Source organism: Streptomyces sp. NPDC102270, from assembly GCF_044766405.1.
Taxonomy (GTDB): Bacteria; Actinomycetota; Actinomycetes; order Streptomycetales; family Streptomycetaceae; genus Streptomyces.
In genome coordinates, this window is record NZ_JBIWLX010000025.1 from 28,012 (window position 1) to 54,772 (window position 26,761).

The 26,761-nt window shown below is 71.5% G+C and carries 24 protein-coding genes and 1 pseudogene; 15 read left to right on the top strand and 10 right to left on the bottom strand.

The window, feature by feature from the left end:
- Positions 1-116 precede the first annotated feature (116 nt).
- Positions 117-1,283: a xylose isomerase gene (gene xylA / locus ACIRP7_RS39690; RefSeq protein ID WP_069762445.1), complete on the top strand. Its 1,167-nt coding sequence runs from the start codon at positions 117-119 to the stop codon at positions 1,281-1,283.
- A 261-nt stretch (positions 1,284-1,544) separates the two neighbouring features.
- On the top strand, positions 1,545-1,997 hold the full coding sequence (locus ACIRP7_RS39695; RefSeq protein ID WP_403670033.1) for a hypothetical protein: 453 nt from the start codon (positions 1,545-1,547) through the stop codon (positions 1,995-1,997).
- Positions 1,998-2,410: 413 nt separating this feature from the next.
- Here ACIRP7_RS39695 and ACIRP7_RS39700 read toward each other — a convergent pair whose 3' ends face one another.
- On the bottom strand, positions 2,411-3,091 hold the full coding sequence (locus ACIRP7_RS39700) for a TetR/AcrR family transcriptional regulator (RefSeq protein ID WP_403670036.1): 681 nt from the start codon (positions 3,089-3,091) through the stop codon (positions 2,411-2,413).
- Positions 3,092-3,191: 100 nt separating this feature from the next.
- Here ACIRP7_RS39700 and ACIRP7_RS39705 point away from each other — a divergent pair, with 100 nt between their 5' ends.
- Together ACIRP7_RS39705 and ACIRP7_RS39710 are read left to right on the top strand one after the other, a co-directional pair.
- Positions 3,192-4,037, top strand: coding sequence for a patatin-like phospholipase family protein (locus tag ACIRP7_RS39705; RefSeq protein WP_403670039.1), 846 nt, complete (start codon positions 3,192-3,194; stop codon positions 4,035-4,037).
- A gap of 52 nt (positions 4,038-4,089) precedes the next feature.
- Positions 4,090-5,265, top strand: a pseudogene (locus tag ACIRP7_RS39710) (cytochrome P450).
- On the opposite strand, the gene ACIRP7_RS39715 reads toward ACIRP7_RS39710, so the two are convergent.
- Both ACIRP7_RS39715 and ACIRP7_RS39720 read right to left on the bottom strand, forming a co-directional pair.
- A complete protein-coding gene (locus ACIRP7_RS39715) occupies positions 5,245-6,513 on the bottom strand; it encodes an SWF or SNF family helicase (RefSeq protein WP_403670041.1) in 1,269 nt (422 codons plus the stop codon). The pseudogene ACIRP7_RS39710 and the gene ACIRP7_RS39715 sit on opposite strands and share 21 nt — an antisense overlap.
- Complete coding sequence (locus tag ACIRP7_RS39720) at positions 6,510-9,317, bottom strand: DEAD/DEAH box helicase (RefSeq protein WP_403670044.1); 2,808 nt, start codon at positions 9,315-9,317, stop codon at positions 6,510-6,512. Before ACIRP7_RS39720 ends, ACIRP7_RS39715 begins: the two co-directional genes overlap by 4 nt.
- A gap of 297 nt (positions 9,318-9,614) precedes the next feature.
- On the opposite strand from ACIRP7_RS39720, the gene ACIRP7_RS39725 reads away from it, so the two are divergent.
- The gene (locus ACIRP7_RS39725; protein ID WP_403670047.1) at positions 9,615-10,673 is read left to right on the top strand and encodes a fatty acid desaturase family protein; all 1,059 of its coding nucleotides are present in this window, start codon (positions 9,615-9,617) and stop codon (positions 10,671-10,673) included.
- A gap of 130 nt (positions 10,674-10,803) precedes the next feature.
- On the top strand, positions 10,804-10,986 hold the full coding sequence (locus ACIRP7_RS39730; RefSeq protein WP_403670050.1) for a hypothetical protein: 183 nt from the start codon (positions 10,804-10,806) through the stop codon (positions 10,984-10,986).
- A 53-nt stretch (positions 10,987-11,039) separates the two neighbouring features.
- On the opposite strand, the gene ACIRP7_RS39735 is transcribed toward ACIRP7_RS39730, so the two are convergent.
- Together ACIRP7_RS39735 and ACIRP7_RS39740 are read right to left on the bottom strand one after the other, a co-directional pair.
- Positions 11,040-12,032, bottom strand: a complete 993-nt coding sequence (locus ACIRP7_RS39735) for a hypothetical protein (protein WP_403670053.1) — start codon at positions 12,030-12,032, stop codon at positions 11,040-11,042.
- A gap of 136 nt (positions 12,033-12,168) precedes the next feature.
- Positions 12,169-12,465, bottom strand: a complete 297-nt coding sequence (locus ACIRP7_RS39740; protein WP_403670056.1) for a hypothetical protein — start codon at positions 12,463-12,465, stop codon at positions 12,169-12,171.
- A 195-nt stretch (positions 12,466-12,660) separates the two neighbouring features.
- On the opposite strand from ACIRP7_RS39740, the gene ACIRP7_RS39745 reads away from it, so the two are divergent.
- Entirely contained in the window at positions 12,661-14,091 is a 1,431-nt protein-coding gene (locus ACIRP7_RS39745) for an FAD-dependent oxidoreductase (RefSeq protein ID WP_403670058.1), read from the top strand.
- Between the two features lie 56 nt (positions 14,092-14,147).
- Here ACIRP7_RS39745 and ACIRP7_RS39750 read toward each other — a convergent pair whose 3' ends face one another.
- Positions 14,148-14,681: a PadR family transcriptional regulator gene (locus ACIRP7_RS39750; RefSeq protein WP_403670061.1), complete on the bottom strand. Its 534-nt coding sequence runs from the start codon at positions 14,679-14,681 to the stop codon at positions 14,148-14,150.
- A 105-nt stretch (positions 14,682-14,786) separates the two neighbouring features.
- Here ACIRP7_RS39750 and ACIRP7_RS39755 point away from each other — a divergent pair, with 105 nt between their 5' ends.
- Positions 14,787-15,542: an alpha/beta fold hydrolase gene (locus ACIRP7_RS39755; protein WP_403670064.1), complete on the top strand. Its 756-nt coding sequence runs from the start codon at positions 14,787-14,789 to the stop codon at positions 15,540-15,542.
- Positions 15,543-15,548: 6 nt separating this feature from the next.
- Here the strand turns inward: ACIRP7_RS39755 and ACIRP7_RS39760 are convergent, their stop codons facing one another.
- Positions 15,549-16,148, bottom strand: a complete 600-nt coding sequence (locus ACIRP7_RS39760) for a class I SAM-dependent methyltransferase (RefSeq protein WP_403670068.1) — start codon at positions 16,146-16,148, stop codon at positions 15,549-15,551.
- A 151-nt stretch (positions 16,149-16,299) separates the two neighbouring features.
- Here ACIRP7_RS39760 and ACIRP7_RS39765 point away from each other — a divergent pair, with 151 nt between their 5' ends.
- From ACIRP7_RS39765 to ACIRP7_RS39785, 5 genes are all read left to right on the top strand, one after another.
- A complete protein-coding gene (locus ACIRP7_RS39765) occupies positions 16,300-17,073 on the top strand; it encodes an MHYT domain-containing protein (protein ID WP_403670071.1) in 774 nt (257 codons plus the stop codon).
- A gap of 64 nt (positions 17,074-17,137) precedes the next feature.
- Complete coding sequence (locus tag ACIRP7_RS39770) at positions 17,138-19,663, top strand: nitrate- and nitrite sensing domain-containing protein (RefSeq protein WP_403670074.1); 2,526 nt, start codon at positions 17,138-17,140, stop codon at positions 19,661-19,663.
- Complete coding sequence (locus ACIRP7_RS39775) at positions 19,660-20,133, top strand: roadblock/LC7 domain-containing protein (protein WP_403670077.1); 474 nt, start codon at positions 19,660-19,662, stop codon at positions 20,131-20,133. The genes ACIRP7_RS39770 and ACIRP7_RS39775 overlap by 4 nt, the downstream gene beginning before the upstream one ends.
- A gap of 22 nt (positions 20,134-20,155) precedes the next feature.
- Positions 20,156-20,569, top strand: a complete 414-nt coding sequence (locus ACIRP7_RS39780) for a DUF742 domain-containing protein (RefSeq protein WP_403670081.1) — start codon at positions 20,156-20,158, stop codon at positions 20,567-20,569.
- Between the two features lie 147 nt (positions 20,570-20,716).
- Positions 20,717-21,322 carry a GTP-binding protein gene (locus ACIRP7_RS39785; RefSeq protein WP_403670084.1) on the top strand — a complete coding sequence of 202 codons (606 nt, stop codon included), beginning with the start codon at positions 20,717-20,719 and terminating at the stop codon, positions 21,320-21,322.
- Positions 21,323-21,350: 28 nt separating this feature from the next.
- On the opposite strand, the gene ACIRP7_RS39790 is transcribed toward ACIRP7_RS39785, so the two are convergent.
- Positions 21,351-21,779, bottom strand: a complete 429-nt coding sequence (locus tag ACIRP7_RS39790; protein WP_403670087.1) for a PPOX class F420-dependent oxidoreductase — start codon at positions 21,777-21,779, stop codon at positions 21,351-21,353.
- A 94-nt stretch (positions 21,780-21,873) separates the two neighbouring features.
- On the opposite strand from ACIRP7_RS39790, the gene ACIRP7_RS39795 reads away from it, so the two are divergent.
- On the top strand, positions 21,874-22,287 hold the full coding sequence (locus ACIRP7_RS39795; RefSeq protein ID WP_403670090.1) for a roadblock/LC7 domain-containing protein: 414 nt from the start codon (positions 21,874-21,876) through the stop codon (positions 22,285-22,287).
- Between the two features lie 124 nt (positions 22,288-22,411).
- Complete coding sequence (locus tag ACIRP7_RS39800; protein WP_403670093.1) at positions 22,412-23,293, top strand: DUF6397 family protein; 882 nt, start codon at positions 22,412-22,414, stop codon at positions 23,291-23,293.
- Positions 23,294-23,305: 12 nt separating this feature from the next.
- Here the strand turns inward: ACIRP7_RS39800 and ACIRP7_RS39805 are convergent, their stop codons facing one another.
- A complete protein-coding gene (locus tag ACIRP7_RS39805; protein ID WP_403670096.1) occupies positions 23,306-24,172 on the bottom strand; it encodes an acyl-CoA thioesterase in 867 nt (288 codons plus the stop codon).
- A gap of 37 nt (positions 24,173-24,209) precedes the next feature.
- Complete coding sequence (locus tag ACIRP7_RS39810) at positions 24,210-26,723, bottom strand: DEAD/DEAH box helicase (RefSeq protein ID WP_403670099.1); 2,514 nt, start codon at positions 26,721-26,723, stop codon at positions 24,210-24,212.
- Between the last annotated feature and the right edge of the window lie 38 nt (positions 26,724-26,761).

Sequence of the window (26,761 nt, forward strand, 5' to 3'; positions counted from 1 at the left end):
TCTCGATGCGGCAGGTGTCTCCACCGCAGACGCCTTGTCTCTTCCCGGAGACGTGTGTGCATACTAATTTGTAAACCGCCATGACGAAATAGTCCGGAGCAGCAAGGAGCCGCGTCATGAACTACCAGCCCACCCCCGAGGACAGGTTCACCTTCGGCCTGTGGACCGTCGGCTGGCAGGGAAGGGACCCGTTCGGCGACGCCACCCGCCGTGCCCTCGACCCGGTCGAGACGGTGCAGCGCCTGGCCGAGCTCGGCGCCCACGGCGTGACCTTCCACGACGACGACCTGATCCCCTTCGGATCGTCCGACAGTGCGCGCGAGGGTCACATCAAGCGCTTCCGTGAGGCCCTGGACGCGACCGGCATGAAGGTGCCGATGGCGACCACCAACCTCTTCACGCACCCCGTCTTCAAGGACGGCGCGTTCACCGCCAACGACCGCGACGTGCGCCGTTACGCGCTGCGCAAGACGATCCGCAACATCGACCTGGCGGTCGAGCTCGGCGCCGAGACCTACGTCGCCTGGGGCGGCCGCGAGGGCGCCGAGTCCGGCGGGGCCAAGGACGTGCGGGTCGCCCTGGACCGCATGAAGGAGGCCTTCGATCTCCTGGGCGAGTACGTCACCGAGCAGGGTTACGACCTGAAGTTCGCCATCGAGCCCAAGCCGAACGAGCCGCGCGGCGACATCCTCCTGCCCACCGTCGGCCACGCGCTCGCGTTCATCGAGCGTCTGGAGCGCCCCGAGCTGTACGGCGTGAACCCCGAGGTCGGTCACGAGCAGATGGCCGGGCTGAACTTCCCGCACGGCATCGCGCAGGCCCTGTGGGCGGGCAAGCTCTTCCACATCGACCTCAACGGCCAGTCCGGCATCAAGTACGACCAGGACCTCCGCTTCGGCGCCGGCGACCTGCGCGCCGCCTTCTGGCTCGTCGACCTCCTGGAGAGCGCCGGGTACGCCGGCCCGAAGCACTTCGACTTCAAGCCGCCGCGGACCGAGGACCTCGACGGTGTGTGGGCGTCGGCCGCGGGCTGCATGCGCAACTACCTCATCCTCAAGGAGCGTGCCGCCGCCTTCCGCGCCGACCCGCAGGTCCAGGAGGCGCTGCGGGCCTCGCGTCTGGACGAGCTGGCACAGCAGACGGCGGCGGACGGCCTGAAGTCGCTGCTCGCCGACCGCAGTGCCTTCGAGGACTTCGACGTGGAGGCGGCCGCCGCACGCGGCATGGCCTTCGAGCAGCTGGACCAGCTCGCCATGGACCACCTCCTGGGTGCGCGCGGCTGAGCAGAGCCCACGCGCGTGTGCCGTAGGCCGTGAGTGGCCTCCGCCGACGGCACGCGCGCGTGCGGACTTGCCGTGATCGTCGCGGCCCTCGCGCCTGCCGGGTTTCTTGCGCGGGGTGCGACCTTCGCGCGTGGTGCGGCCTTCACGCGTGCTGCGACCTTCGCGCGGAGTGTGCCGGAATCGTGCGATCCACGGTATGAGGCCGTAGCAACGTCGGCGCGGGGGTCGCGGCATGGCCGGTTCGAGGCGACTCTGGACGGTATGGCCATGCCGCCGGTACCGCCCCAGCCGCCCGGACCGCCGGGTGACACCCCGCCTCCGGGCGGTGGCTTCGGACCACCTCCTGACGACTTCGGGCGCAACGGCCCGACCCCGTACGGCGGTACGCCGTCGACCCAGCCGATGGGTTCGGTCGGCGGCCCCGGACCGAACGGCCCGAGAAAGCGCCGCAGCCCGCTGCTCGCCCTGCTCGTCGTGATCGTGGCCGCGGTCGCGGTGGCCGCCGTGGTCGTCATGGCATCGGGCAGCGACGACTCGCCGGACAAGAACCCGGCCCCGGCCACCAGCACGAGCCGGTTACCGAAGCCGTCGTTCAGCCTGCCGACGCAGCTCCCCAGCGAGTTGCCCAGCGAGCTCCCGTCGCAGTTCCCGAGCGACCTCCCCAGCGAGTTCCCGAGTGACCTGGAGTCGCTGCTGCCGTCCTTGATCGGGTGAGTCGGTCTCCATCCGTGCGACGCCCTCGATCCTGCCCAGGTCGACGACCGGCTTCTTGGCGAGGACGGGCACGCCCGAGGCCGCCGGATCGTCGCGCGGCTCCGGTGACGAAGCGGTGCCCGTACCCGACGGCGACCGCCTTCTTCTTCGGCGAGAAACGCAACCTCGTCTTCGGCGAGAACCGAAACCTCGTCGCCGGTGCGCGGCTGGAAGACCGCGGCGGGCCCGAGCGTCGCGCAGGCTCGGGTCTCATCCGCTGAGGCCAACCCCCAGGTTCGGCCGACTGATATGCGGGTGGCGCGCCCGCCGAACAACGAACGGCAAGGGTTCGTTCACAGCTCCTCATGGCGAGGTGGGCGAGACGCGGGACATGCGACGGCCGACGTCGCGGCGCACGCGTGCGTGCCGCATGCTCAGCCGGACGAGCTGCGGGGTGGTCGGTGCGGTCCCAATCCTTGGAGCACATCGCCAAGTTCGCCTGCCGTGAGCGCGGGGGACGGGAGGGGGGCGACGGCCGGCGAGGCGCGCAGGCCGTCGAGGAGCAGGCTGAGAGGGCGACGCCAGGCTTCGGGGCCGACGGCCGCGGCGAGGGAGGGGACGGCCCGGCCGAGCGCGGCCAGCGCGAAAAGAACGTCCTCTGTCGTGACGTCCGCCCGGACGCTTCCCTCCTCGCGCCCACGGCGCAGGAGCAGTTCCATGGTCGCCCGGTTGTGGGCGTGCACGGCCTGCAACGACTCGACGCCCTCGAGATGCGTGGTCATCAGGTCGTTCGTACCGCGATCGGTCGCCAGGACGGCGAACACTGCTTCCATGTAGCCGACGAGTCCCTTCCAGGGGTCCGTCGTGGCCCGGGCCTGCTCACCGGCGGCCATGGTGCCCGCCAGGGGGGCACGGAAGACCGCGTCGACCAGGGCGGCCCGGCTCGGGAAATGCCGGTAGAGCGTGGCGTTTCCCACCCCCGCCCGCCGCGCGATGACGTCCAGGGGCGCCTCCAACCCCTGCTCCGTGAACACCTCGTGAGCGGCCTCGACCAGCAAATCCCGGTTGCGTCGCGCATCGCGGCGCCGTACCGGCGCCGTCGCGTCGTCCGCCATGATCGCCCCTTCGCGCTACCGGGGAGTGTTCCCCATTAGTGATGCTATCGTCGTCCAGGGAAACGGGGAGTACTCCCCAGTTGGCGGAGAGGGGTGGGACATGGGCAGCACAGCGCTCGTCCTCGGCGGAGGCGCCCTCGTCGGCGGAGCCTGGATGACGGGGGTTCTCGCCGGCCTGTGCGACGCCGGTGTCGACCCGGCCCGCGCGGATGTGGTCATCGGGACCTCGGCCGGGGCGATCTCCGGTTCGCGTCTCCGCGCGGGCGAGCCCGCCCGCGAGCTGTACGAACGGCAACTCTCGGGCGCCGACCGGGTGGACCTCACTGTGACGTCTGCTCAGATGCTTCGCTTCCTGTGGGCCGCGCTGGGCTCCCGCGATCCGGAGTGTTCCGTGCTTCGCCTCGGGCGAGCGGCGCTGAAGGCCCGCACGGGGCCAGAGTCCGATGTGTACGACGCTCTGCGCCCACTGCTGCGGAGCGTGGGCGACTGGCCCGACCGCGCACTGCGGATCACGGCCGTCGACGCCCTCTCCGGGCAACTGACGGCCTTCGACGCCGACTCGGACGTCACGCTCCTCGAAGCCGTCGCCGCGAGCTGCGCGGTGCCCGTGGTCTGGCCCCCGATCACCTTGACCGGGCGCCGCTGGATGGACGGGGGCAGCCGCTCCACGGCCAACATCCATCTCGCTCACGGCCATCACCACGTCCTGGCCATCGCGCCGATCCCCACCGCCGTGGGTCCTCATCCCGGTGCCGAACAGCAGGCGGCCGTCCTCGGCGCCGAAGGCGCCCACGTGACCCTCGTGACGCCGGATCGCGCCGCACGCCGGGCCATGGGCCGCGACATGACGTCCGACGCGCGCCGCCCCGCGGCCGCCCGGGCCGGCCACGCCCAGGGGACGGCCCTCGCGGCCTCGGTGCACCCGCTCTGGCACGCCCAGCGGTGACGGCCGGGCAGGGACGCCGTAAGCCTGACGACCCCTACCGAAAGGAATCACCGTGTCCGCGCCTACTCCGGAGGAGCTGACTCCGGACGGCCATGACTTCGCGTCGAACCCGTACCCCGTCTACGCCGCGCTGCGGACCGAGGGCCCCGTGCACCGCGTCCTCGTGCCCGGCAGTGGTGAGAGCTGGCTCGTCGTCGCCCATGACGCGGCGCGAGCCGCGCTGACCGACCCGCGCCTGCGCAACGACATCCGCCATTCCTCGTCCTGGCGCAGCGACGGCGGACACGCCGTCGGCCGCAACATGCACCAGAGCGACCCTCCGCAGCACACCCGGCTGCGTCGACTGGTGGCGGCTCACTTCACGCCGGGGAGGATCACCGCGCTTCGACCTGGCATCGAAGCCACAGCCCTCGAACTCCTGGACGCGCTCCCGGACGGGGAACGGCGGACCTGGTCGCCAGGTACGCGTTGCCGCTGCCCGTCACGGTGATCTGTGACCTTCTGGAGGTGCCCGCGGCCGACCGCGCGCCGTTCCACACCTGGGCCGACGAACTCGTCATGCCCGCCTCGGCCGAGACGGCGACCGCTGCCGCAGCCTCACTGACGGAATACCTCGCCGGTCTGCTCGCCCGAGCTCGCGAACGGCGGGCGACAGGCCTGCTCGGTGATCTCGTGGCAGCCTCGGACCTCACCTCCGAAGAGCTCCTCGGCATGGCGTTCCTGATCCTCGTAGCCGGCCACGAGACGACCGTCGACCTGATCTCCGGCACCGTCCACCCGCTGCTGGCCCACCCGGACCAACTCGCCCTGCTGCGCGCCGAACCGGACCTCACCGGCCCGGCCGTCGAGGAGTCCCTGGGCTACAACTCACCGGTCCACGCCACCGCGTTCCGCTTCGCGGCCGAGCCGCTCGACATCGACGGCACCCGGATCCAGGTGGGCGACTCCGTGCAGGTCTCGCTCGCCGCGGCCTCCCGCGATCCGCTGCGTCATTCCCGACCCCGACCGCTTCGACCTACGGCGTCCCACGCGTGGGCACCTGGCGTTCGGCCACGGTCCGCACCACTGCCTGGGCGCCCCGCTGGCCCGCGCGGAGGCGGCCGTCGCACTGCGCCTGCTGCTGCGCCACCGGCCCGCTCTCGCCTTCGCGACCGGTCCGGGTACGTTGACCTGGCGCAGCAGCACACTCCTGCGGGGCCTGGCAGAACTACCGCTGCGGTTCGGCTGAGGAGAGCTCCGCCAAGGACAGAGCCGTCGCCGGATCCAGGGCCGCCGGGCCCGCGAGTATCCAGCGGTCCCGCTCGTTCCGGTACGGCCACCAGCGCCCGTCCCGCCCCAGGCGCAGCTGGGTCGGCGCGCCGACGACCGTCCACCGGTTGCCGCTTGCCGTGAGTGACGGTCGTTCGTCCTCGTCCCAGGCCGAGTCCAGAGCGGCACGCGCGCGTGCGAGTGCGCCGCCCGAAGGCTCCCATTCCTCCTCCAGGACGGACAGCGCGTCCGCACCACCGAGCTCCCACGCGCGCGTGGCGTCCGCCAGCGACTGCGGATCGCGGCCCGATCCGGCGGCGAGCCGTTCCGTCAGTGCATGGTCGGGCGCCGCGACGGCAAGACGTACCGCGTCCTGAGCAACCGTCAATTCGGGGACCAGGACGGGGCGATCGGACGGTGGCCGAAGAGCCTCCGCGAGCAGCCGATGTGCCTCTACGGCGGTCCGGGCGGCCAGATGGCGGACGGCGACCGGGTCGACTCCGGGTCCCGGCAGGACCTCGGTGTCCAGCGAGGGCGGCAGGCCGGGCTCCTCGGGCAGCTCCGAGGGCACGGGAAGGGGCGGCAGGATGTCACCGGTCGCATACGCCTCGACGGCAGCCACCCCCTCCGCTCCGGGAACTTCCTCCGCGGGCACGGCGCTGCGGGCCTGCAGGTCTTCCAGGAGGGCATGTTCGCCGCGACCGCGCATCAGCAGCAGCACGAAGGGGTCCTGGTCCAGCAGCCGAGCCACCTGATAGCAGAGGGCAGCCGTGTGCCCGCAGTGGTCCCAGGCGTCGCAGTCGCACTCCGGTTCCAGATCGCCCAGCCCTGGCAGGAGCTCGATGCCCGCGGACGCCGCGTCCTCCACCAGGTGCGGCGGCATCTCGCGGTCCAGCAGTGCCGCGACGTGCCCGGCCCGTTCGACGGCCATGTCGAGGAGGCGGTCCCACTGCTCGGCCGACAGTTCGGCCAGCAGGACGTCGGCGCGGTGCGTGGTGCGGTCACGGTCCTGCACGACGGCCGTGATGCGCCCGGGACGTACCGACACCGCGCCCACGGCGCCCGCGCGTGCGAGGCCGCGGCCCGACTTCACCTGGCCCGAGTCCAGCGCGGCGTCCTCCAGGGCCCGCAGCCAGGCCATGCCCCACCATGTCTGCGCGAAGCCCCGCCCGTGCGCGGGCGGCAGCGCCGCGAACGTGCGCTCGGTGTCACCCTCGTGTCCGGTCATCGAACGCCCCCTCGCAGTTCCACCAGATCGGCCAGCTCAGCGTCCGTCAGCTCGGTCAGTGCCGCCTCGCCGGAGCCGAGCACGGCGTCCGCCAGCTCCCTTTTTCGGCGGAGCATGTCGGCGATGCGGTCCTCGACCGTCCCCTCGGCGATCAGACGGTGCACCTGCACGGGGCGGGTCTGGCCGATGCGGTACGCGCGGTCGGTGGCCTGTGCCTCGACGGCAGGGTTCCACCAGCGGTCGTAGTGCACGACGTGCTCGGCCCGGGTGAGGTTCAGGCCGGTGCCCGCCGCCTTCAACGACAGCAGGAACACGGGCACTTCACCCTCCTGGAACCGGCGCACCAACGCCTCACGCCGGGCGACCGGCGTCCCGCCGTGCAGGAACTGCGACGGCAGGCCACGCGCCGCGAGATGCCGCTCGATGAGACGGGCCATGCGCACGTACTGCGTGAACACCGGGACGCTCGCTCCTTCGGCGACGATGGTGTCGAGGAGCTCGTCCAGCAGCTCCAGCTTGCCGGAACGGCCGGCGATCGTCGGCTCCTCCTCCTTGAGGAACTGCGCCGGGTGGTTGCAGATCTGCTTCAGCCCGGTCAGCAGTTTCACGATCAGCCCGCGCCGCGCCATGCTGTCCGCCCCGGAGATCTCCGCCAGGGTCTCGCGCACCACGGCCTCGTACAGGCCGGTCTGTTCCGGGGTGAGCGACACGGCGCGGTCGGTCTCGGTCTTCGGCGGCAGCTCCGGGGCGATTCCCGGATCCGACTTGCGGCGCCGCAGCAGGAAGGGGCGCACCAGCCGGGCGAGACGCTCCGCGGCGGCCGGGTCCCGACCGCTCTCGACGGCTTGCGCGTACCGGGCCCGGAACGTGCCGAGCCGGCCCAGCAGACCCGGGGTCGTCCAGTCGAGGATCGCCCACAGCTCCGACAGGTTGTTCTCGACCGGGGTCCCGGTGAGCGCCACGCGTGCGCGTGCCCCGATCGAGCGCAGCGCCCGGGCCGTCGACGCGTACGGGTTCTTCACGTGCTGCGCCTCGTCCGCCACGAGCATCCCCCACGAGGCTTCGGCGAGCCGGGTCGCGTCCAGGCGCATCGTGCCGTAGGTGGTGAGCACGAACTCCCCGTCCGCCAGGCCGCCGAGCTCACGCCGTGGACCGTGGAAGCGGCGCACGGGCGTACCCGGTGCGAACCTCTCGATCTCGCGCTGCCAGTTGCCCATCAGCGACGTCGGGCACACCACGAGGGTGGGACCGGCGGTCGCCGCGTCGGTCTGCCGGTGCAGATGCAGCGCGATCAGGGTGATCGTCTTGCCGAGTCCCATGTCGTCGGCCAGACAGCAGCCGAGGCCCGAGGACGTCATACGGGCCAGCCAGTTCAGCCCCCGGCGCTGGTAGTCCCTGAGGGTCGCCGCGAGTGCGGCGGGTTGCGGGACCGGCTCCTGGGCCTCCGGGTCCGCGAGTCGGTCCCGCAGGGCCGCCAGCCACCCTGTGGGCTGTACGTCGACCCGGTGGCCGTCGACCTCGGCGGAGCCCGTCAGTGCGGCCCTCAGGGCGTCGACGGGTGTCACCTTGTGGTCCTGCCGGGCGCGGGCCCGGCGCACCTCCTGAGGGTCGACCAGCACCCACTGGTCACGCAGCCGCACCACCGGGCGGTTGGCCTCGGCGAGCCGGTCCAGTTCCTCGCGCGTGAGCTGCCGGTCGCCCAGCGCGAACGACCAGTCGAACGCGAGCAGGGCGTCGGCGGACAGGAACGACTCGGTGTCCGACGGTGCCCGGTCGGGGGCGTCCGGCGGACCGACCATCGCGCGCGTGGTGAGTTTTCCGGCCATGTTCTTCGGCCAGTGCACCTCGACGCCCAGGTCGGCGAGAGCTCGCGCGCCGGCTCCCAACAGCTCGGTGATGTCCTCGTCGGCGAGTTCGACCGCGTCCGGGACGGCCGCCGAGAGCAGCGGGGCGAGCGGGGGCCACGCGCGTGCGGCCCTGCGGAGCGCGAGCAGGCCGTCCATGCGCGCGTGCGGGCCGAAGGCGGTGGCGCCGCCCCACACATCGGCTGCGTCCGCCAGGATCGTCGGATCGTTCACGCTGTGCACCTGGAGCACGGCCCGGAAGGCGGGCGCCTCATCACCGGCCAGGCCTCGATCACCCGTCAGGCCGCCATCACCGGTCAGGCCGCGCACCTCGATCCGCAACGAGACGCGTACGCCCGCGTCGTGTCCCGCGGCGACATCCGCCGCCCACGCGCGCTGCTCGGGCACGTACTGCGGTTCCTGGGCGGCGTAGGCGGGTCCGCCCGTCAGGAGGGGCGCCGCGGGGGAGCGGGGCAGAGCGTCGGCGACCGCGTCCAGGAAGGCGCGCAGCAACTGTTCGGGATCGGGCAGCCGCAGCGGTTCGGCGGTGCTCAGCGGTACGGCGTGCGCCTCGGGCGGCATCGCCGCGGCGAGCCGGCGGACCCGCTCGACGTCCCCGGCGCCCAGGGGACCCACGCGCCAGGCGTCGTGATCGGTGGGGGACAGGCCGGGCAACAGCAGCCCCCGTGCCACGCACTGCAGGGCCAGCACGCCCGCGGCACCCCAGAAGACGGTTGCCCGGTGTCCGTCCGCGGAGGTACGCGCACGCGTGAGGACCGGCAGGGCGGCGCGCACCGGGAGCAGCACCGTGGGCAGGCTCACCAGCTCCACACCGCCGTCGCCGGGCGTCACGAGCGCCAGGTCCTCGGCCGTCCCCGCCGCGACAGCGGGAGGAGGGGTGCCGTCGGTCCGCCAGAAGGCCACACTGCCGGTGCGGGCCGGGTCGCCGGGCACGAACACGGCGCAGCACGACGCCAGTTCGGAGATCTCGGACGGTGATGCCGCGGGAAACCTCTGGACAGAGATCGCAGGACTCCTCAAACTTGACTACGTCGTCGAAGTGGTCGAGGGTACATCACCTCACGGGCCTTCAGGACAGTGCCCTGCGTCACATTCGCGCGGTGGTGTTGTCAACCCCCTATGCGCCCGGTGCTGGCCCCCGTCCCTACACGGGGGGTCGCCGCATGGTCTCGACAGGCCATCGGCTCGTACGTTTCCTCAGGTCAGCGCGTTTCCTGAGAGAGCCGGAGTCCGGACATGCCCCAGAGCGCCACAACCGTCGCACTCCACCCGCGCGGCACGTCCGGCTCCCCGCCCGGCCAAAGCGAGTTCGCACCCCTCCTGCGCGCGGTGAAGAGCCAGGGCCTCCTGGACCGCCGCCACGACTGGTACGTCCGGGCCATCGCCGTCAACGCGCTCGCCCTCGCCGGCCTCGTCACGGCCGTAGCCCTGTCCGGCGACTCCTGGCGAACTCTGCTGCTGGCCCCGCTTCTCGCCGTGTTCTGCGCCCGCACCGCCTTCATAGGACACGACGCGGGCCACGCGCAGATCACCGGCGACAAGGCGACCGGCCGCCTCATCGGTCTGATCCACGGCAACCTGCTGCTCGGGATGAGTTACTCCTGGTGGAACCACAAACACAACCGCCACCACGCCAACCCCAACCACATCGACAAGGACCCCGACGTCGCCGCCGACATTCTCGTCTTCACCGGTGAACAGGCGACGGTCCGCACCGGCTTCAGGCGCCGGCTCACCCGCCACCAGGCCTGGCTGTTCTTCCCGCTCACCCTCCTCGAAGGCATCGCCCTGAAGATCCAGGGATTCCGGGACCTGCGCCGACAGGCGCCGAGGGAGCGTGCCGTCGAGGGTGCTCTCCTGGTGAGCCACGTCGCCGCCTACGCCACGCTGCTGCTGACCGTCATGTCCCCCGGAAAGGCGCTCGTCTTCGCGGCGATCCACCAGGCGCTGTTCGGCCTGCACCTCGGGATGGCCTTCGCCCCCAACCACAAGGGCATGGAGATGCCGGACCCGGACGGCGAGCCCTGGGGCCACCTGCGACGCCAGGTGCTCACCTCCCGCAACATCCGCGGTGGCACCCTCACCGACTGGTTCCTCGGCGGCCTCAACTACCAGATCGAGCACCACCTCTTCCCCAGCATGCCCCGGCCGCATCTGCGCCTCGCGCAGCCGCTGGTGCGCGCCCACTGCAGGGATCTGGGTATCCCCTACACGGAGACCGGGCTCGTCGACTCCTACCGACAGGCCCTGGGCCACATGCACAAGGTGGGCGAGCCGCTGCGGGCGGACCGCTAGGAGGCGCCCATCCGGGGCGTCTCAGGGCGAGTTCTCAGGGATGTCTCAGGGCCGCGGTGCGGAACTGCAGGAAGCACGGACGCGTTCTTCTGGACAGAGAGCGGCAACCGCCGCGAAGGAGGCGACGCACATGTCGAAGAACGCGAAGATCGCCGCTGGGGGAGTGGCGGTCGGGCTGCTCCTGCTGATCTGGCTGCCGTGGTGGGCCGCATTCCTGATCATCGTGGGAGTCCCGGCCGCCGCGTACCTCACCCTGGACCCCTCACAGCGGCGCAGGCTGCGGCGCGTGACCCGCAAGGAACTCGGCCGCTGACGCAACCCGCACCGGCCGGGATCCGACAGACCCGGACGGTGCGGCGCGGCGGCTCAGCTGGGACGTACGGCCATCTTGTCGAGCGCTTCCAGCAGTCCGGGCAGCTCCGGGCCCCGGCCCACCGGCAGGACCTCCCCGGGCTCGTCGTCGAGCAGCACGAACGCGATGTCGTCGGTCCTGGCCACCAGTGACCAGCCGGGACCGTCGGCGCGCAGCATCCGCGCGTGGCCCGACGCGAAGGACGACCGCACCCGCCCGAGGGGCGGCGGCGAATCCACGTAGCCGCGAGCCTCCGCGAGGACACGCCGGACGCCGCTGTGGCCCTTGGGGCCTTTCTTCTGGGCCACACCCGAGGCCGTGTGTCCCACACCACTGTCTCCCGCGGCCGCACTGTTCGTGGCCTGGTCCTGTGAGGCATCGCGGGACGAGGCGCCGCCGCCCGTGGCCACGCGATCCACGAGCTCGCCGTCCGTGAGCTCGCCGTCCACGGTCCGGCCGGCCGCGGTCTGGTCGCCTCCCGCGGACCCGCCGCTCGGCCTCGCGAAGCTCGCGTCGTCGATCTGGCCTCGCCACATCGCCCACCTGAGCGCGATCTCATCGGCGCCCAGACGCCGCTGCGCGGATCCCCACGTGGACGTGTCCGGCGGGGTCAGCGGCGGGCCGTCGCCGGCCTCGGGATCGGGGTCGTGCGGCGCCGGCACACCGGGCGCGGCGACGGCGACCGCGAGCGGCCAGCCGGGCAGGGCGGCCACGACCGAGCGCTCGTCGGGCGACAGGTCGTACTCCATGCCGCAGTCCCAGGACGCGATGGCGACGGCGACCAGCGAGACGTCGTCGACGACGACCGTCCACCGGGCGCCGCTGCCGTCCTGGCCGATCACCAGGCCGTACCCGTCGGCCAGCGGCGCCAGACCGAGCGCCGCGCAGGCCTCCGGATAGTCGTCGCCCAGCACGCTCGGGAACTTCGCCGGCGTCAACAGCACCGCCGTCAGCACATAGAGCGCGTCGTCCGCGGCGGCGACGGCGTCCTCGTCCGTCCCGGCCATCCCAGCCTCCCCATCGGTTTGTCCAACGGCGCGCACCTTAGTGTGTGCGGAAGGCGCTTGTCACGACTCCCAAGAGCACCCGGAGCTGCAGTTTTCCGGCTGGACGGGGGCGAATCGACCCTCACTTGCCGGCCGCTCAGGCCGCCGGCAGTCCGAGAAGCGCACGGGCCACCGTACGCGGCGACTCGCCGCGCTCCCGCGCGAGGGCGATGACGGCCCGGCACGCGAGCTCGTTGACCCCGAACGACAGAGCTTCCGGCGAGACCCAGGCCGATGCCTCGTCGATACGGTCCTGATCGTCCTCCGCGCAGGCCGAGACGTACGCGGCGGCGGCCTCGAAGAGATTGTGCGTGCGGGCCTGCCGACCGGTGGGCGCCTCGATGCGCGACGAATTGACGAATCCGGCGCTGTACTTGCGGATCCTGTCCCACATACCGACCACCTTCCCCCTGCGTGACGTGATCCCGTCGAACGTTCATCTTCTGCTCCTCAACGTAGTGTCGGAGCTTTGGCCGCAGAAGAGGGCCGGAGTTCCCGTGTCGCTCAGAAGGGCCGGAAAACGGTCAACCAGGTGGGCGGGACGAGATACTTGTGTCTTCTCGCGAACGGCGACCAGGGGGAGCGATCGGTGAATTCTGCCGGAGAGACGGGCGGTCGGGGAGAAGCCGGCGGCAGGGGCGGACGGCACGCCGTCGTCGTCGGCGGGAGCCTCGCAGGGCTTTTCGCGGCGCACGTCCTGGCCGGGCACGCAGACCGGGTGACGATCCTCGAGCGAGACCGGTTCCCGGAGGGTGCGAAGCCGCGGCCCGGCGTGCCGCAGGGCCGTCACCCGCATGTGCTGCTCCAGGGCGGACAGACGGCCCTGGAGTCGCTGCTGCCGGGGTTCGTGGCGGAGCTGCGGGAGGCGGGGGCCCCTCGGGTGGGCATGCCGGCCGACATGGCGCTGTGGCAGAGCGGCCGCTGGTTCAGGCGGGTGCCCGCGACGACGCACATCTACACCGGCTCCCGCGCACAGCTCGAGGCACTGGTGCGGCGACGGGTTCTCGCCAACCCGGCGATCGGCGTACAGGAGGGCACCGACGTCATCGGGTTCCTCGGCGACGCCACGCGCGTGCGGGGCGTGCTGGTGCGGGATCGCTCAGGCGACACCCGCGCGGAGCCCCGTCCCCTGGCGGCCGACCTGGTCGTCGACGCCTCCGGCAGCGGCACGAAGGCCCCGCAGTGGCTCGCGGCGATCGGCGCCGGGCGCCCGCGCGAGGAGGCCATCGACACCGGACTCGCCTACGCCTCCCGCGTCTATCGCGGCACGAACGGCGCACTCGACGGCGAGACCCGCGGCTACTACGTCTATCCCGACCCCGAGCAGGTGCACGCCGGCGGCGCACTGCCCCTGGAGGACGGCAGCCATCTGGTGATCGTCTCGGGGCTGCGCGGCAACGAACCGCCCACGGGCGAGGACGAGTTCGTGACGTACGCCAAGAGGTTGCCGCATCCGCTCCTGCACCGGTGGCTGGAGGACGCCGAGCCGCTCTCCCCGCCGTTCGGCTACCGCCGGACCTCGAACATCCGCCGACGCTACGACCTTCCCGGCCATCCGGCGGGCTTCCTCGCCACCGGCGACGCCCTGTGCACCTTCAACCCGATCTACGGGCAGGGCATGGCCGTGGCCGCCATGAGCGCGGTCGCCCTGCGTGACGTGCTGGCCGACCGGCGCCGGACGCCCACCACGCGGCGCGTGCAGCAGGCGCTCCTCGCGGCGTCCCGGCTCGCGTGGGACATCTCTGCCGGGGCGGATCGCAAGATGCCGGGCGCGGTCGGCACCGCGATCGACGGTGGGCCCGCGGACCGGCTCGCGGGGTGGTACCTGAGCCGCGTCCAGGAGCGCGCCCCCGGCGACCCGGTCGTGGGGCGGGCCTTCCGCGCCGTCGTGACCCTCTCCGAACCCGTCACCGCCCTGTTCGCTCCGCCCGTGGCCAGGGCCGTCCTCTTCCGCCCACCCGCGCCGACGCCGACCGAGCCGCCCGAGACACCGGAGGAGACCGGGTCGTCCCGGGCGTAGCGCTCGGCTCACGCGGACCGTGCGCTTCGGTGGCGATCCCCTGCGCTGGGCAAGGCCTACGAAGAGGCCGCGTCGAGCGACGTGATCGTCTCCCGCAGCCACCTGAGTTCGGCCCGGGACGTGGCGCGGGCGATGGTCAGCACACCGCGCCTGAAGGGATCGTCCACCTCCTCGGCGCTCAGCGGGCGATCGCCCTCGTAGAAGAAGCTCGCGGGCTCCTCCAGGAAGGCGCGCCGGCGCCGCAGTACGGCCGCCTGCGCGCCGGCGTCGTCCAGGTGCCGGAGGAAGGCGAGCACGGTGAACCACCGGTTCTCGTCGCTGATGTCACGCGCCGCCGGTTCGGCGAGCCGGCGGCGCAACTCCTGGCGGCCTTCATCGGTGAGTGTCAGGACATGGCGAGGAGCAGCCACGGCACCGGGTTCCGTCGCGCGCGCCAACAACCCCGACCTCTCCAGCCGCTTGATGGCCGGATACAGCGTGCTCTCGGCCACGGGGCGCACGTGACCCGCCAGCGCCGCGATGCGTTTGCGCAGCTCATAGCCGTGCAGCGGGGTGCCGTAGAGAAATCCGAGGATGGCGAGCTCCAACATGCCCGCATTCTGCCGCATCGGCGTTGTACATCCTTGCCGGGTTACTACGAAGTCGCAATACATCGGTAACGATGTATTGTCCTTCATGACGCACCGGGAGGGCACATGAGGCAGGCCGAGTTCGACGGCAGGGGAAGCTGCATCCGCTGGACCGAGACGCCCGGCGAGGAGCCGACACGCGTGTACGTGCACGGCCTGGGAGCCGTCTCGACCGTCTACCACGCCCACATCGCCGCCCGGCCGGAACTCGCGGGCAGGCGCAGCCTGTTCGTCGATCTGCCGGGACACGGCGTCAGCGACCGTCCCGAGCGCTTCGGGTACACGCTGGTGGACCACGCGGACGCTCTGGCCGCCGCGCTGGACGCCGCGCACGTGACCGGTGCCGAGCTGATCGCGCACAGCATGGGGGGCTCGGTCGCCCTCGTGCTCGCCCACCGGAGACCCGAACTCGTCTCCCGACTGGTCCTCACGGAGGCCAACCTCGACGCCTCACCCCCGGCCACGGCGGGCAGCACCTGGATCGACGCCTACGAGGAGGACGACTTCGTCGCAGGCGCCCACGCGCGCGTGCTCGAGAAGGCCGGCCCCCTGTGGGCGGCGACCATGCGGCTGGCCGATCCCCGCGCCCTGCACCGCAGCGCGGCCGGCCTCAGGCGCGGATCGGCGCCCATGATGCGCGCGATCCTCGAAGGGCTGCCGATCGACCGTGTGTACCTCCAGGGCGAGCTCAGTGGTGAACTGGAGGGGCGAAAGGCGCTGGAGGCGGCAGGCGTGCGTGTGGTGACCGTCCCCGGCGCCGGGCACAACGTCATGTTCGACAACGCCGACGCCTTCGCCGCGACGGTCGCCGGGACCGCGTGAACGCGTTCAGTCCTCGCGGACGGCCAGGGCCAGGAAGCGGGAGTCCTCGTCGACGTACGACGTCATGCGCCATCCGGAACCGGCCAGCAGGGGACGGAGGTTGGGCTCCGCGCGCAGGTCCTCAAGGGTGATCTGGCGCCCCTGGCGCGCGGCGAGCGCCGCCCTGCCGATCGGATGGAACAGGGCCAGGACGCCGCCGGGCCGTACCACCCGGGCCAACTCGCGCAGATTGTCGGTCGGTCGGGGCAGATGGGAGATCAGGCCCGCTCCGAAGACGGCGTCGAGCGAGCCGGAGCGGAGCGGCAGGGCGGCCACGTCGGCGAGCAGGAGCTGTCCGTCCCGGCCCCTACCGGCCCGTACGGCGGCTTCCAGCATGGCCGGGGTCAGATCGGCTCCTAGGACCACTCCTGAGGGCCCCACGGCCGCACGCAGGGGCGGCAGGGCCCGGCCGGTGCCGCAGCCCGCGTCGAGTACGCGGTCGCCCTCGCGCAGACCGAGTTCCGTGACCGCGGCGGCGTAGGCCGGACCGTCGTCCGGGAACCGGCTGTCCCAACCGGCGGCACGGGCCGAGAAGAACTCCTGAACGTGTGTGTGGTCATCGCTCATGTTCCGCATGGTCCCTCACCGACAGGGATGAAGGCGCGGTGCACACGTTCGAACGTGACGCGATCGTTCAGACGCATCTTGCGCCAGATTGCAACACCTTTCGAAATGCGCCCTCTTTGTGCGCCCCTGCCCCGGCTAGCGTCCCTTGGCCATGGGACACCTGGACCACGCAGCCCTGGGCTGGCTGACGCCCACGCTTTCGTACGTCATGGCCTGTATCGGCGCCGCGCTCGGCCTGCGCTGCACCATGCGTGCCCTCGGAGCCACCGGACGTTCGCGCCGCAACTGGCTCATCACCGCGGCCTCGGCCATCGCGACCGGCATCTGGACCATGCACTTCGTGGCCATGCTCGGCTTCAGTGTCAGCGGCACCGACATCCGCTACGACGTACCACGGACCATCGCGAGCCTCCTGGTCGCGATGGTCGTCGTCTCCGCCGGCGTCTTCGCGGTCGGCTACAGCCATGACCGCGTCCGTGCGCTCTTCCTGGGCGGACTCACCACCGGCCTGGGCGTGGCGAGCATGCACTACCTGGGCATGGCCGCCGTACGGCTGCACGGCAGCGTCCACTACGACCCGGTCCTCGTCGGACTCTCCGTCCTCATCGCCGTCGTCGCGGCGACGGCGGCCCTGTGGGCGGCGCTCAACATCAAGTCGCCCGTCGCCGTCACCATCGCCTCCCTGATCATGGGCGCAGCGGTCAGCAGCATGCACTACACCGGGATGTTCGCGGTGAGCGTGCGGGTCTCGCCCTCCGGCGGCGTCCTGCCCGGGGCGACGGCGATGCAGTTCATCTTCCCGCTCGCCGTCGGACTCGGCTCGTACCTGTTCCTGACCTCGGCCTTCGTCGCGCTGTCGCCCACGACAGGAGAGAGCGAGGCAACCGCCTCGGCCCAGCGCACGGTCGAGAGCGTCACCTCCTAGCGGCGGATCCGGGCCCCGGACGGCCCGACGACACGCCCCCGAACCACTCCCGAGCGAGGAGGCCATGCGTACATCGCGTAGGACCCCCGGAGTCGGCGCCGAGTCGCCGCACCAGACACCCGCGCGCGGGCGCCGCGCACATGCCGGACCACCGGCCGACGAAAGCCCGGACGACCCCGTGGGTCCTCCGGCCGAGGACATACCCGTGCACGCGGGACACTGGCGGATACGGCCCCGTACGGTCCGCGCCAAGATCGTCTGCCTGCTCATGGTGCCCGTCGTCTCGCTGCTCGCGCTGTGGGCGTACGCCACCGTCAGCACCGCCCAGGACGTGTCCCGGCTGCGGCAGTTGCAACGCGTGGACGACGCGGTCCGCTCGCCCGTCGCCGACGCCGTGACCGCGCTCCAGACGGAGCGTGCCGCCGCCGTCCGCTACGCGACCGACCCGTCCGCCGCGCAGAGCGACGACCTCCGCAAGCTCGCCGAGCGCACCGACCAGGCCGTGGCACGGCTGCGGCTCGGCGACGACAACACCGTCGCCGACGGCGAGGAGCTGCCCGCCGGTGTCGCCCAGCGGCTCGAAGCCTTCGTGACCGGCGCGGAAAGGCTGCGCTCCGTGCGCGCCGCCGTGCTGGACCGCAGCGCCGGGTGGGACGAGACGTACGGCCGCTACACCAGGACCATCGCCGGCGCCTTCGCGGTGGGCGGTGCCCTCACCGGCATCCAGGACGCCGAGCTCGGCTCCGACGCGCGCGTGCTGCTCGAGTTCTCCCGCGCGGGCGAGTCACTGGCCCAGGAGGACGTCGTACTGTCGAGCGCGCGGCTGGCGGGCGTCCTCGCCGGAGAGCGGCTGCGGCTGTTCACCGGGGCCGTCGACACCCGCCGGACCCTCACCGAGGCGGCCGTGACCGACCTGCGCGGCTCCGACCGCGCCGCCTGGCAGAAGATCGCCGACAGCGGCGCCTACGCCACCGTGACCGCCGCAGAGGACCGGATACTGGCCGCCGCTCCCGGCGTCCGCGCCGTCGAGTCGACGCCGGAGGCCACCTGGCGGGCGGGGCATACGCGCGTGCAGGACGGCATGCGGGCGGTCGAAGAAGCGGCGGGCAGCGGGGTCGCCCACCGTGCCGACCCGTTCACCCGGGGTCTGCTCACCCCGGCCGGGGCCGCGGTCCTGCTCGGCCTGATCGCCGTGGCCGCGTCGCTCGTCATCTCCGTGCGCATCGGTCGCGGCCTCGTCGTCGAGCTCGTGAGCCTGCGCAACAGCGCCCTGGAGATCGCCCGCCGCAAACTCCCGGAGGCCATGGGGCGGCTGCGCGCAGGCGACGAGATCGACATCCGGTCCGAGGCCCCGCCGGGACCGCCTGCGGAGGACGAGGCCGGCCAGGTCGCCGAGGCCCTGAACACCGTGCACCGCGCCGCGCTGCGGGCCGCGGTGGAGCGCGCCGAACTCGCCAGCGGCATCTCCGGGGTCTTCGTCAACCTCGCCCGCCGCAGCCAGATCCTCGTCCACCGTCAGCTCAGCCTGCTCGACAGCATGGAACGCCGCTCCGACGACCCCAACGAACTGAGTGACCTCTTCCGGCTCGACCACCTCACCACCCGCATGCGCCGCCACGCGGAGAGCCTGATCATCCTCTCCGGAGCGGCACCCGGCCGCGCCTGGCGCATGCCGGTCTCACTGACCAACGTGGTCCGCGCCGCCGTCTCCGAGGTGGAGGACTACGCGCGCGTGGAGGTGCGTCAGCTGCCGGACGCCTCCGTCGTCGGCGCGGCGGTCGCCGACCTCACGCACCTGCTGGCCGAGATCATCGAGAACGCCGCCCAGTTCTCACCGCCCCACACGCGCGTGCGTGTCACCGGCGAACCCGTCGGCAACGGTTACGCCGTCGAGGTCGAGGACCGCGGTCTGGGCATGGGCAAGGAAACCCTCGCGGAGGCCAACCGGCGCATCGAGCAGTCCGAGGCGCTCGACCTGTTCGACAGCGACCAACTGGGCCTGTTCGTGGTCAGCAGGCTCGCGGCACGGCACGGCATCAAGGTGCACCTGCGCACCTCGCCCTACGGCGGCACCACCGCGGTCGTCCTGCTGCCCACGGCGCTGCTGCACATCAAGGCGGCGGAACGTTCTCCCGCCAAGGCCACCGACCGGGAACGGCTCACGGAACGCGAGTACGCGCGCGTGGCCGCCGCCGAACGGGACCAGGAGTCCGTCCCCGCCCCGGCCGAGCGCCCCGCCCTGGTGGCTCCCCTGACGGCCGCCGCCGACCCGGGAACGGCCGAGGCGCCGCCTTCCGGAGTCACCGCCCTGCGTCTGCACCGGCCGCCCGACGAGCCGGAGGAGTCCGACGACCTTCCCCGCCGGGTACGGCAGGCGAGCCTGGCTCCCCAGCTGCGCGAGCAGCGCTCCGAGGAACCGGCCCCGGCAGCCGACCGCCGGGACGACGAAGGACGTACACCCGAAGCCGTCCGGGACCGGATGGCGGCGTACCGGGACGGCTGGGCGCGCGGCGGCGGCAGGCAGCCCGGGCGCGGTGCCACCCCAGATTCCCCAGCGGGCAGAGACAGCAGCGAAGGAGACCGAGGATGATCCAGGACCCGAACATCAGGGCCGACATGGGGGTCCCCCCGCGCGAGCGCAAGCGGGAGTGGGCCAGGTCCGGCGAACTCGACTGGCTGCTGGACGACCTGGTGCTGCGCGTGAGCGAGGTACGGCATGCCGTGGTGCTCTCCAACGACGGCCTCGCCGTGGGCTCCTCGACGGACCTGCGCCGTGAAGACGCGGAACACCTCGCCGCGGTCTCCTCCGGTTTCCACAGTCTGGCCAAGGGCGCGGGCCGGCACTTCGGCGCCGGGGGAGTGCGCCAGACCATGGTCGAGATGGACGACGGTTTCCTGTTCGTGGCCGCCGCGGGAGACGGCTCCTGTCTCGCCGTCCTCACCGCGGTGACCGCAGACATAGGCCTCGTCGCCTACGAGATGGCACGCCTGGTCAAGAGGGTCGGCGAACACCTCTACACGCCGCCGCGCGTGGGCGCGCGACCGCCCGCCGCCGGATGAGAACGAAGGGCGGTCGGCTCGGATGACCGAGGACATGGCGGGCGTCCCGTACGAACAGGGCAGCCAGTGGTACGACGGCGAGGCCGGGCCCCTCGTCCGCCCCTACGCGATGACGGGCGGACGCACCCAACCCGGCCCCACCGGGGTGCGTTTCGATCTGATCGCCCTCGTCACCCTCGACGCCGGCGCGCCCGGGGCCGGTGACGACACGGCGCTCGGACCGGAACACCGGGCCCTGATCGACCTGTGCCGCACGGAGACGCAGTCGGTGGCGGAACTCTCGGCGGGGGCCGACCTGCCCGTGGGCGTGGTCAGGGTGCTCCTGGGGGACCTCCTGGAACTCGGCTGCGTCACCGTCAGCCGTCCGGTGCCGCCCGCGCAGCTGCCCGACGAACGGATTCTGCGCGAGGTGATCGAAGGACTCCGGGCTCTGTAGATGAACGTTCAGAACCGGGCAATAAGCGGCCCAACCCCTCGAAGGGGATTCCCAGTTGTCATGATGCTGCCTTCGCGACCGATGCTGCCTTCGCGACCCCGTACAGACGTCGCCGCCCGATGCCGGCCCTCCCGAGAGAAGTGATCGATGGTCTCCGAGAACTCCGACGCCCAGGGCGGCGACACGACCGCCCTCGCGCTGAAGATACTGGTCGCCGGCGGGTTCGGCGTGGGCAAGACCACCCTGGTGGGCGCGGTCAGCGAGATCAGGCCACTGCGCACGGAGGAACTGCTCAGCGAGGCCGGGCAGTTGGTGGACGACACCGATGGTGTGGACCAGAAGGTCACCACCACGGTCGCCATGGACTTCGGGCGGATCACCATCCGCTCCGGCCTGTCGCTCTATCTCTTCGGCACCCCGGGCCAGGACCGCTTCTGGTTCCTGTGGGACGAGTTGTCGCAAGGGGCCCTGGGTGCCGTCGTCCTCGCGGACACCCGGCGCCTGGAGGACTGTTTCCCCGCCGTGGACTACTTCGAGCACCGGCACATCCCGTTCGTGGTGGCCGTCAACTGCTTTGTCGGTGCCCGGAGTTACGGCGCCCACGACGTCTCGCGCGCGCTCGACCTCGACCAGGGCACACCTGTGGTGCTGTGCGACGCACGGGACCGAGACTCGGGCAAGGAGGTGCTGATCCGGCTGGTCGAGTACGCCGGGCGGATGCACACCGCCCGGCTCCTCGACTCGGTGGGCTGACCACGGCGACGGCCGGCCCACCGGCACGTCACTCGGCGACGGCCTTCTCCGCCAGCACCCTGTCGATCCGCACACGGACGAGGAGCTCCCCCGGTACGCCGTTGCGTGCACCGAACTCCTCGGCCCGTTCCTCGCCCATGTACCGCGCGCCGATCCGCCCGGCCCAGTGCCGGAGCTCGTCGAGATCCTCCGAGATCGTGGCGCGGCCCTGCAGCACCACATAGTCGAAGGGCGGCCGGTCGTCGTCCACGCACAGGGCGACACGCCCGTCCCGCGCCAGATTGCGCCCCTTCACGGTCGTCTTCCCGGTGTTGAACACCAGGTCGTCGCCGTCGAGAACGAACCAGATCGGCGCCACATGCGGGCTTCCGTCGGCCCGGACGGTCGACAACTTGCCGGTGCGGGTGCCGTGCGAGACGAACGCCCGCCATTGCTCATCGGTCATCTTCTGTGCCATGTCCCCATTCTCCTTGCCCCGTTGACGGTCGTGGGGAAGGCTTGCTGGGAGATCCTCCGGACAGGAGGAGACGTCACACGGGGAGACGGGACACATGCCGCAGAAGCAGGGGCTCGGCCGGCTGCTGGACGATCTGACCGAGCGCGTCGACCATGTGCGGCACGCGCTGGTGCTGTCCAACGACGGGCTGGTGACAGGCGCCAGCACCGGACTGCGCCGTGAGGACGCGGACCATCTCGCCGCCGTGTCGTCCGGACTGCACAGCCTGGCCAAGGGCTCCGGACGCCACTTCGGCGCGGGCAGGGTACGGCAGACGATGATCGAGTTCGACGACGCGGTGCTGTTCGTCACCGCGGCGGGCACCGGCAGCTGTCTGTGCGTGCTCAGCGGCTCCGACGCCGACATCGGCCGGATCGCCTACGAGATGACCCTGCTCGTCAACCGGGTCGGCGAGCACCTCGACGTGGACGCCCGCCGACCCGAGCGGAGCCCGGTGACAGACCTCTGACCTGGGTTTTTATCCGGCCCGCTGGAGTTATCCACAGGCTCGCCACGCATCCCGCCCCACCGGCTACGGTTTCTGTCACGGCGAACGCACACAGCGTGAGCGACGACTCCACGGGGGAGCGACCATGACGAGCAACACCATCACGCCACTTCACCACAACGCCTACGCCCCCAGCCGCGCCGCGCGGGAACTGGGCCTCAAGCGAAGCGAATTCGACCTCGCCGTACACCTCGGCCAGATCCGGACGGTGCCCGACGAAGGGGGCGGAGGCCGACGCGTCAGCCGTTCCGAGATCGACCGGCTGCGGGCGACGGGCGGCTTCCCCGACGCACTGCGTCAACGCGTACGACTCGTGGGCACCACCGAGGGCGCGGAGGCCATGGAGATCTCCGTCGGCAGGTTCACCCGCCTGGCGCGCCTGGGCCTGTTCTCGCCGGTGCGCTTCTATCTGAACCGGTACCGGGCCGTCGTGTGGCTGTATCTGGCCGACGAACTGGAGGAGTTCACGGCAGTCGAGGAGAACACCCCGCTGCTGACCGCGCGGCGTCTGCCCGAGGGGCTGCGCGACATGCTCGACGAGGGCGTGGACCTGCGCGCCCGCAACTGGCGAGGACGCCACCGCGGATTCCTGCTGCGTCTGGCCGAAGACCCCTGGGAGAGCGCCGGAGCCCTCGCCGCCTTCCTCGACCCCGTCCAGATCGCGGAACTCGTCCCGGACCCCTACGAGCGGTCCCACCTGGGCCGCTTCCGGCCGGGACCGCCTGCGCACGGGGCGCAGGGCTCACCCGCCGCCCACCTCATCGAGAAGATCATGACGTCGGACGACCCGGCCGAGATCGCATGGCTGAGGACCGAGCTGGCCCAAGTCCTGGCCGACGCGCGCCGGTTCCGTCCCGCGCCACGCCCGGCAGCCCGGCAGGCCCCGCCCGCACTGCCCCCGGGGGAGCCGGCGTCGCAGGAACCGCCCCGCGGGCTGCTGGGCCGGCTCCGCCGCAGAAGCGCCTGACCTAGGCCCGACCTACAGCGGCCGGAACAGCCCCTCCTGGACGACGGACACCAGCAGACGTCCCTCCAGGTCGTAGATCCGGCCACGGGCCAGACCGCGTCCACCCGTCGCGATCGGCGACTCCTGGTCGTACAGGAACCACTCGTCCGTGCGGAACGGCCGGTGGAACCACATGGCGTGATCCAGCGACGCGATGTCGAAGCTCCGCGGGCCCCACAGGGGCTGGACCGGGAGGCGGACGGCGTCCAGGAGAGTCATGTCGCTCGCGTAGGTCAGCGCGCAGGTGTGCACGACCGGGTCGTCCCCGAGCGGCCCCACCGCGCGCATCCACACCGCGCTGCGCGGCTCGGCGTCCTTGATCTCCTCGGCGCTCCATCGCAGCCGGTCGACATACCGGATGTCGAAGGGCTGGCGGCGCGCCATCCGCTCCAACTGCTCGGGCAGCTCGCCCAGATGCTCGCGGATCTCGTCGCCGACCGTCGGCAGGGACTCCGGCGGCGGGACCTTGCGGGCGGGAGGCAGCTGGTGCTCGAAGGGACCTTCCTCAGGCTTGTGAAAGGAGGCGGTGAGATTGAAGATCGTGCGGCCCTGCTGCACTGCGGTGACCCGGCGGGTGGTGAACGACCGCCCGTCGCGCACCCGCTCGACCTGGTACACGATCGGTACGCCGGGCCGGCCCGGGCGCAGGAAATACGCGTGCAGCGAGTGCACCGGGCGCTCGCCGTCCGTGGTGCGGGCGGCGGCGACCAGCGCCTGGCCCGCCACCTGGCCGCCGAAGACCCGCTGGAGGGACTCGTGCGGACTTCGGCCACGGAAGATGTTGACCTCGATCTGCTCCAGGTCGAGCAGGTCGACGAGCCTCTCGGCCGGGTTCGTCATGGGTGGGATTCTCCTGTGTTCACAGCCGGTTGGTGGCTCACAGCTGGCCGACGTCGGTGACCCGGACGACCGCACGGCCCTCCGCGTCGGAGGCGGTGAGGTCGATCTCCGCGCTGATGCCCCAGTCGTGGTCGCCGTTCGGGTCGGCGAAGGTCTGCCGGACGCGCCACAGCCGGTTCTGCGGCTCTTCCTCGATCTGCAGAAGCTTGGGGCCGCGGGCGTCGGGGCCGGTGCCGAGGTCGTCGTACTCGTCCCAGTACTTGTCCATCGCCTCGCCCCAGGCGTCGGCGTCCCAGCCGGCCTCGCCGTCCATCTCACCGAGCTCTTCGACCTGGTCCAGGGCGGCGAGTTCGACGCGGCGGAACAGGGCGTTGCGGACCAGGACGCGGAAGGCGCGCGCGTTGGCGGTGACGGGCTTGACCTCGTCGGCCTTCTCCTGGGCCTCCTCGGCGGTCATCACCTCCGGGTTGGCGAGCTGCTCCCACTCGTCCAGCAGGCTGGAGTCGACCTGGCGGACCGTCTCGCCGAGCCATTCGATCAGGTCCTGCAGGTCCTCGGACTTGATGTCGTCAGGGATGTTGTGGTCGAGCGCCTTGTAGGCGCCGGCCAGGTAGCGCAGGACGATGCCCTCGGTGCGGGCGAGGTCGTAGAGGGAGACCAACTCCGTGAAGGTCAACGCCCGTTCGTACATGTCGCGGATGACGGACTTCGGGGAGAGCGGATGGTCGCCGACCCAGGGGTGGCTCTTGCGGTAGGTGTCGTACGCGTGGAAGAGCAGCTCCTCCAGGGGCTTCGGGTACGTGATGTCCTGGAGGCGTTCCATGCGCTCCTCGTACTCGACACCGTCCGCCTTCATCGCGGCCACGGCCTCGCCCTTGGCCTTGTTCAGCTGGGCCACGAGGATCTGCCGGGGGTCGTCCAGCGTGGACTCCACGACGGACACCATGTCCAGGGCGTAGGAGGGCGATTCGGGGTCGAGCAGTTCGAACGCGGCGAGCGCGAACGTGGACAGCGGCTGGTTGAGCGCGAAGTCCTGCTGCAGGTCCACGGTGAGGCGGACGATGCGGCCGGAGGCGTCGGGCTCGTCGAGCTTCTCGACGATGCCGCCGTCCAGCAGCGAGCGGTAGATGGCGATCGCCCGCCGGATGTGCTTCAGCTGCTGCTTGCGCGGCTCGTGGTTGTCCTCCAGGAGGTGCCGCATGGCCGCGAAGGCGTTGCCGGGACGGGCGATCACCGACAGCAGCATCGTGTGCGTGACCCGGAAGCGGGACATCAGCGGCTCCGGATCGGAGGTGATCAGCTTCTCGAAGGTGTTCTCCGTCCAGCCGACGAACCCCTCGGGTGCCTTCTTGCGCACGACCTTGCGGCGCTTCTTCGGGTCGTCGCCCGCCTTGTTGAGCGCCTTCTCGTTCTCGATGACGTGCTCAGGAGCCTGGGCGACGACGAAGCCCGCCGTGTCGTAGCCGGCCCGGCCCGCGCGGCCGGCGATCTGGTGGAACTCGCGGGCGCGCAGGGTACGGACGCGGTTGCCGTCGTACTTGGTCAGCGCCGTGAACAGCACCGTGCGAATGGGCACGTTGACACCGACGCCGAGGGTGTCCGTCCCGCAGATGACCTTCAGCAGACCGGCCTGCGCGAGCTTCTCCACCAGCCGCCGGTACTTGGGCAGCATGCCGGCGTGATGGACGCCGATGCCGTGCCGGACGTAACGGGAGAGGTTGCGGCCGAACTTGGTGGTGAAGCGGAAGTTCCCGATCAGGTCGGCGATCCGCTCCTTCTCCTCGCGCGTGCACATGTTGATGCTCATCAGCGCCTGCGCCCGCTCCACGGCCTGCGCCTGCGTGAAGTGCACGATGTACACCGGTGCCTGCCTGGTCTCCAGGAGTTCCGTCAGCGTCTCGGTGAGCGGGGTGAACTTGTACTCGTAGGAGAGCGGCACGGGCCGGGTCGCCGAGCGGACCAGCGATGTCGGCCGGCCGGTGCGCCGGGTCAGGTCCTTCTCGAACATCGAGACATCGCCGAGTGTGGCCGACATCAGGACGAACTGCGCCTGGGGCAGCTCCAGGATCGGGATCTGCCAGGCCCAGCCGCGGTCCGCCTCGGCGTAGAAGTGGAACTCGTCCATGACGACCTGGCCGACGTCCGCGTTCTTGCCGTCGCGCAGCGCGATCGAGGCGAGCACCTCTGCGGTGCAGCAGATGACCGGAGCGTCGGCGTTGACGGAGGCGTCGCCGGTCAGCATGCCGACGTTCTCCGTGCCGAACATCTTGCACAGCTCGAAGAACTTCTCGGACACGAGCGCCTTGATGGGCGCGGTGTAGAAGGTGACCTCGTCACGGGCGAGGGCGGCGAAGTGCGCACCCGCCGCGATCATGCTCTTGCCCGACCCGGTGGGCGTCGACACGATCACGTTCGCGCCGGAGACCACCTCGATCAGCGCCTCCTCCTGATGGGGGTAGAGCGTCAGACCCCGCTCCTCGGCCCACGACTCGAAGGCTTCGTAGAGGGCGTCGGGGTCGGCGGTCGGCGGCAGCTGATCGATGAGGGTCACCCACCCATCTTGCCTGCCCGGATGCCCGATGGGGGAAT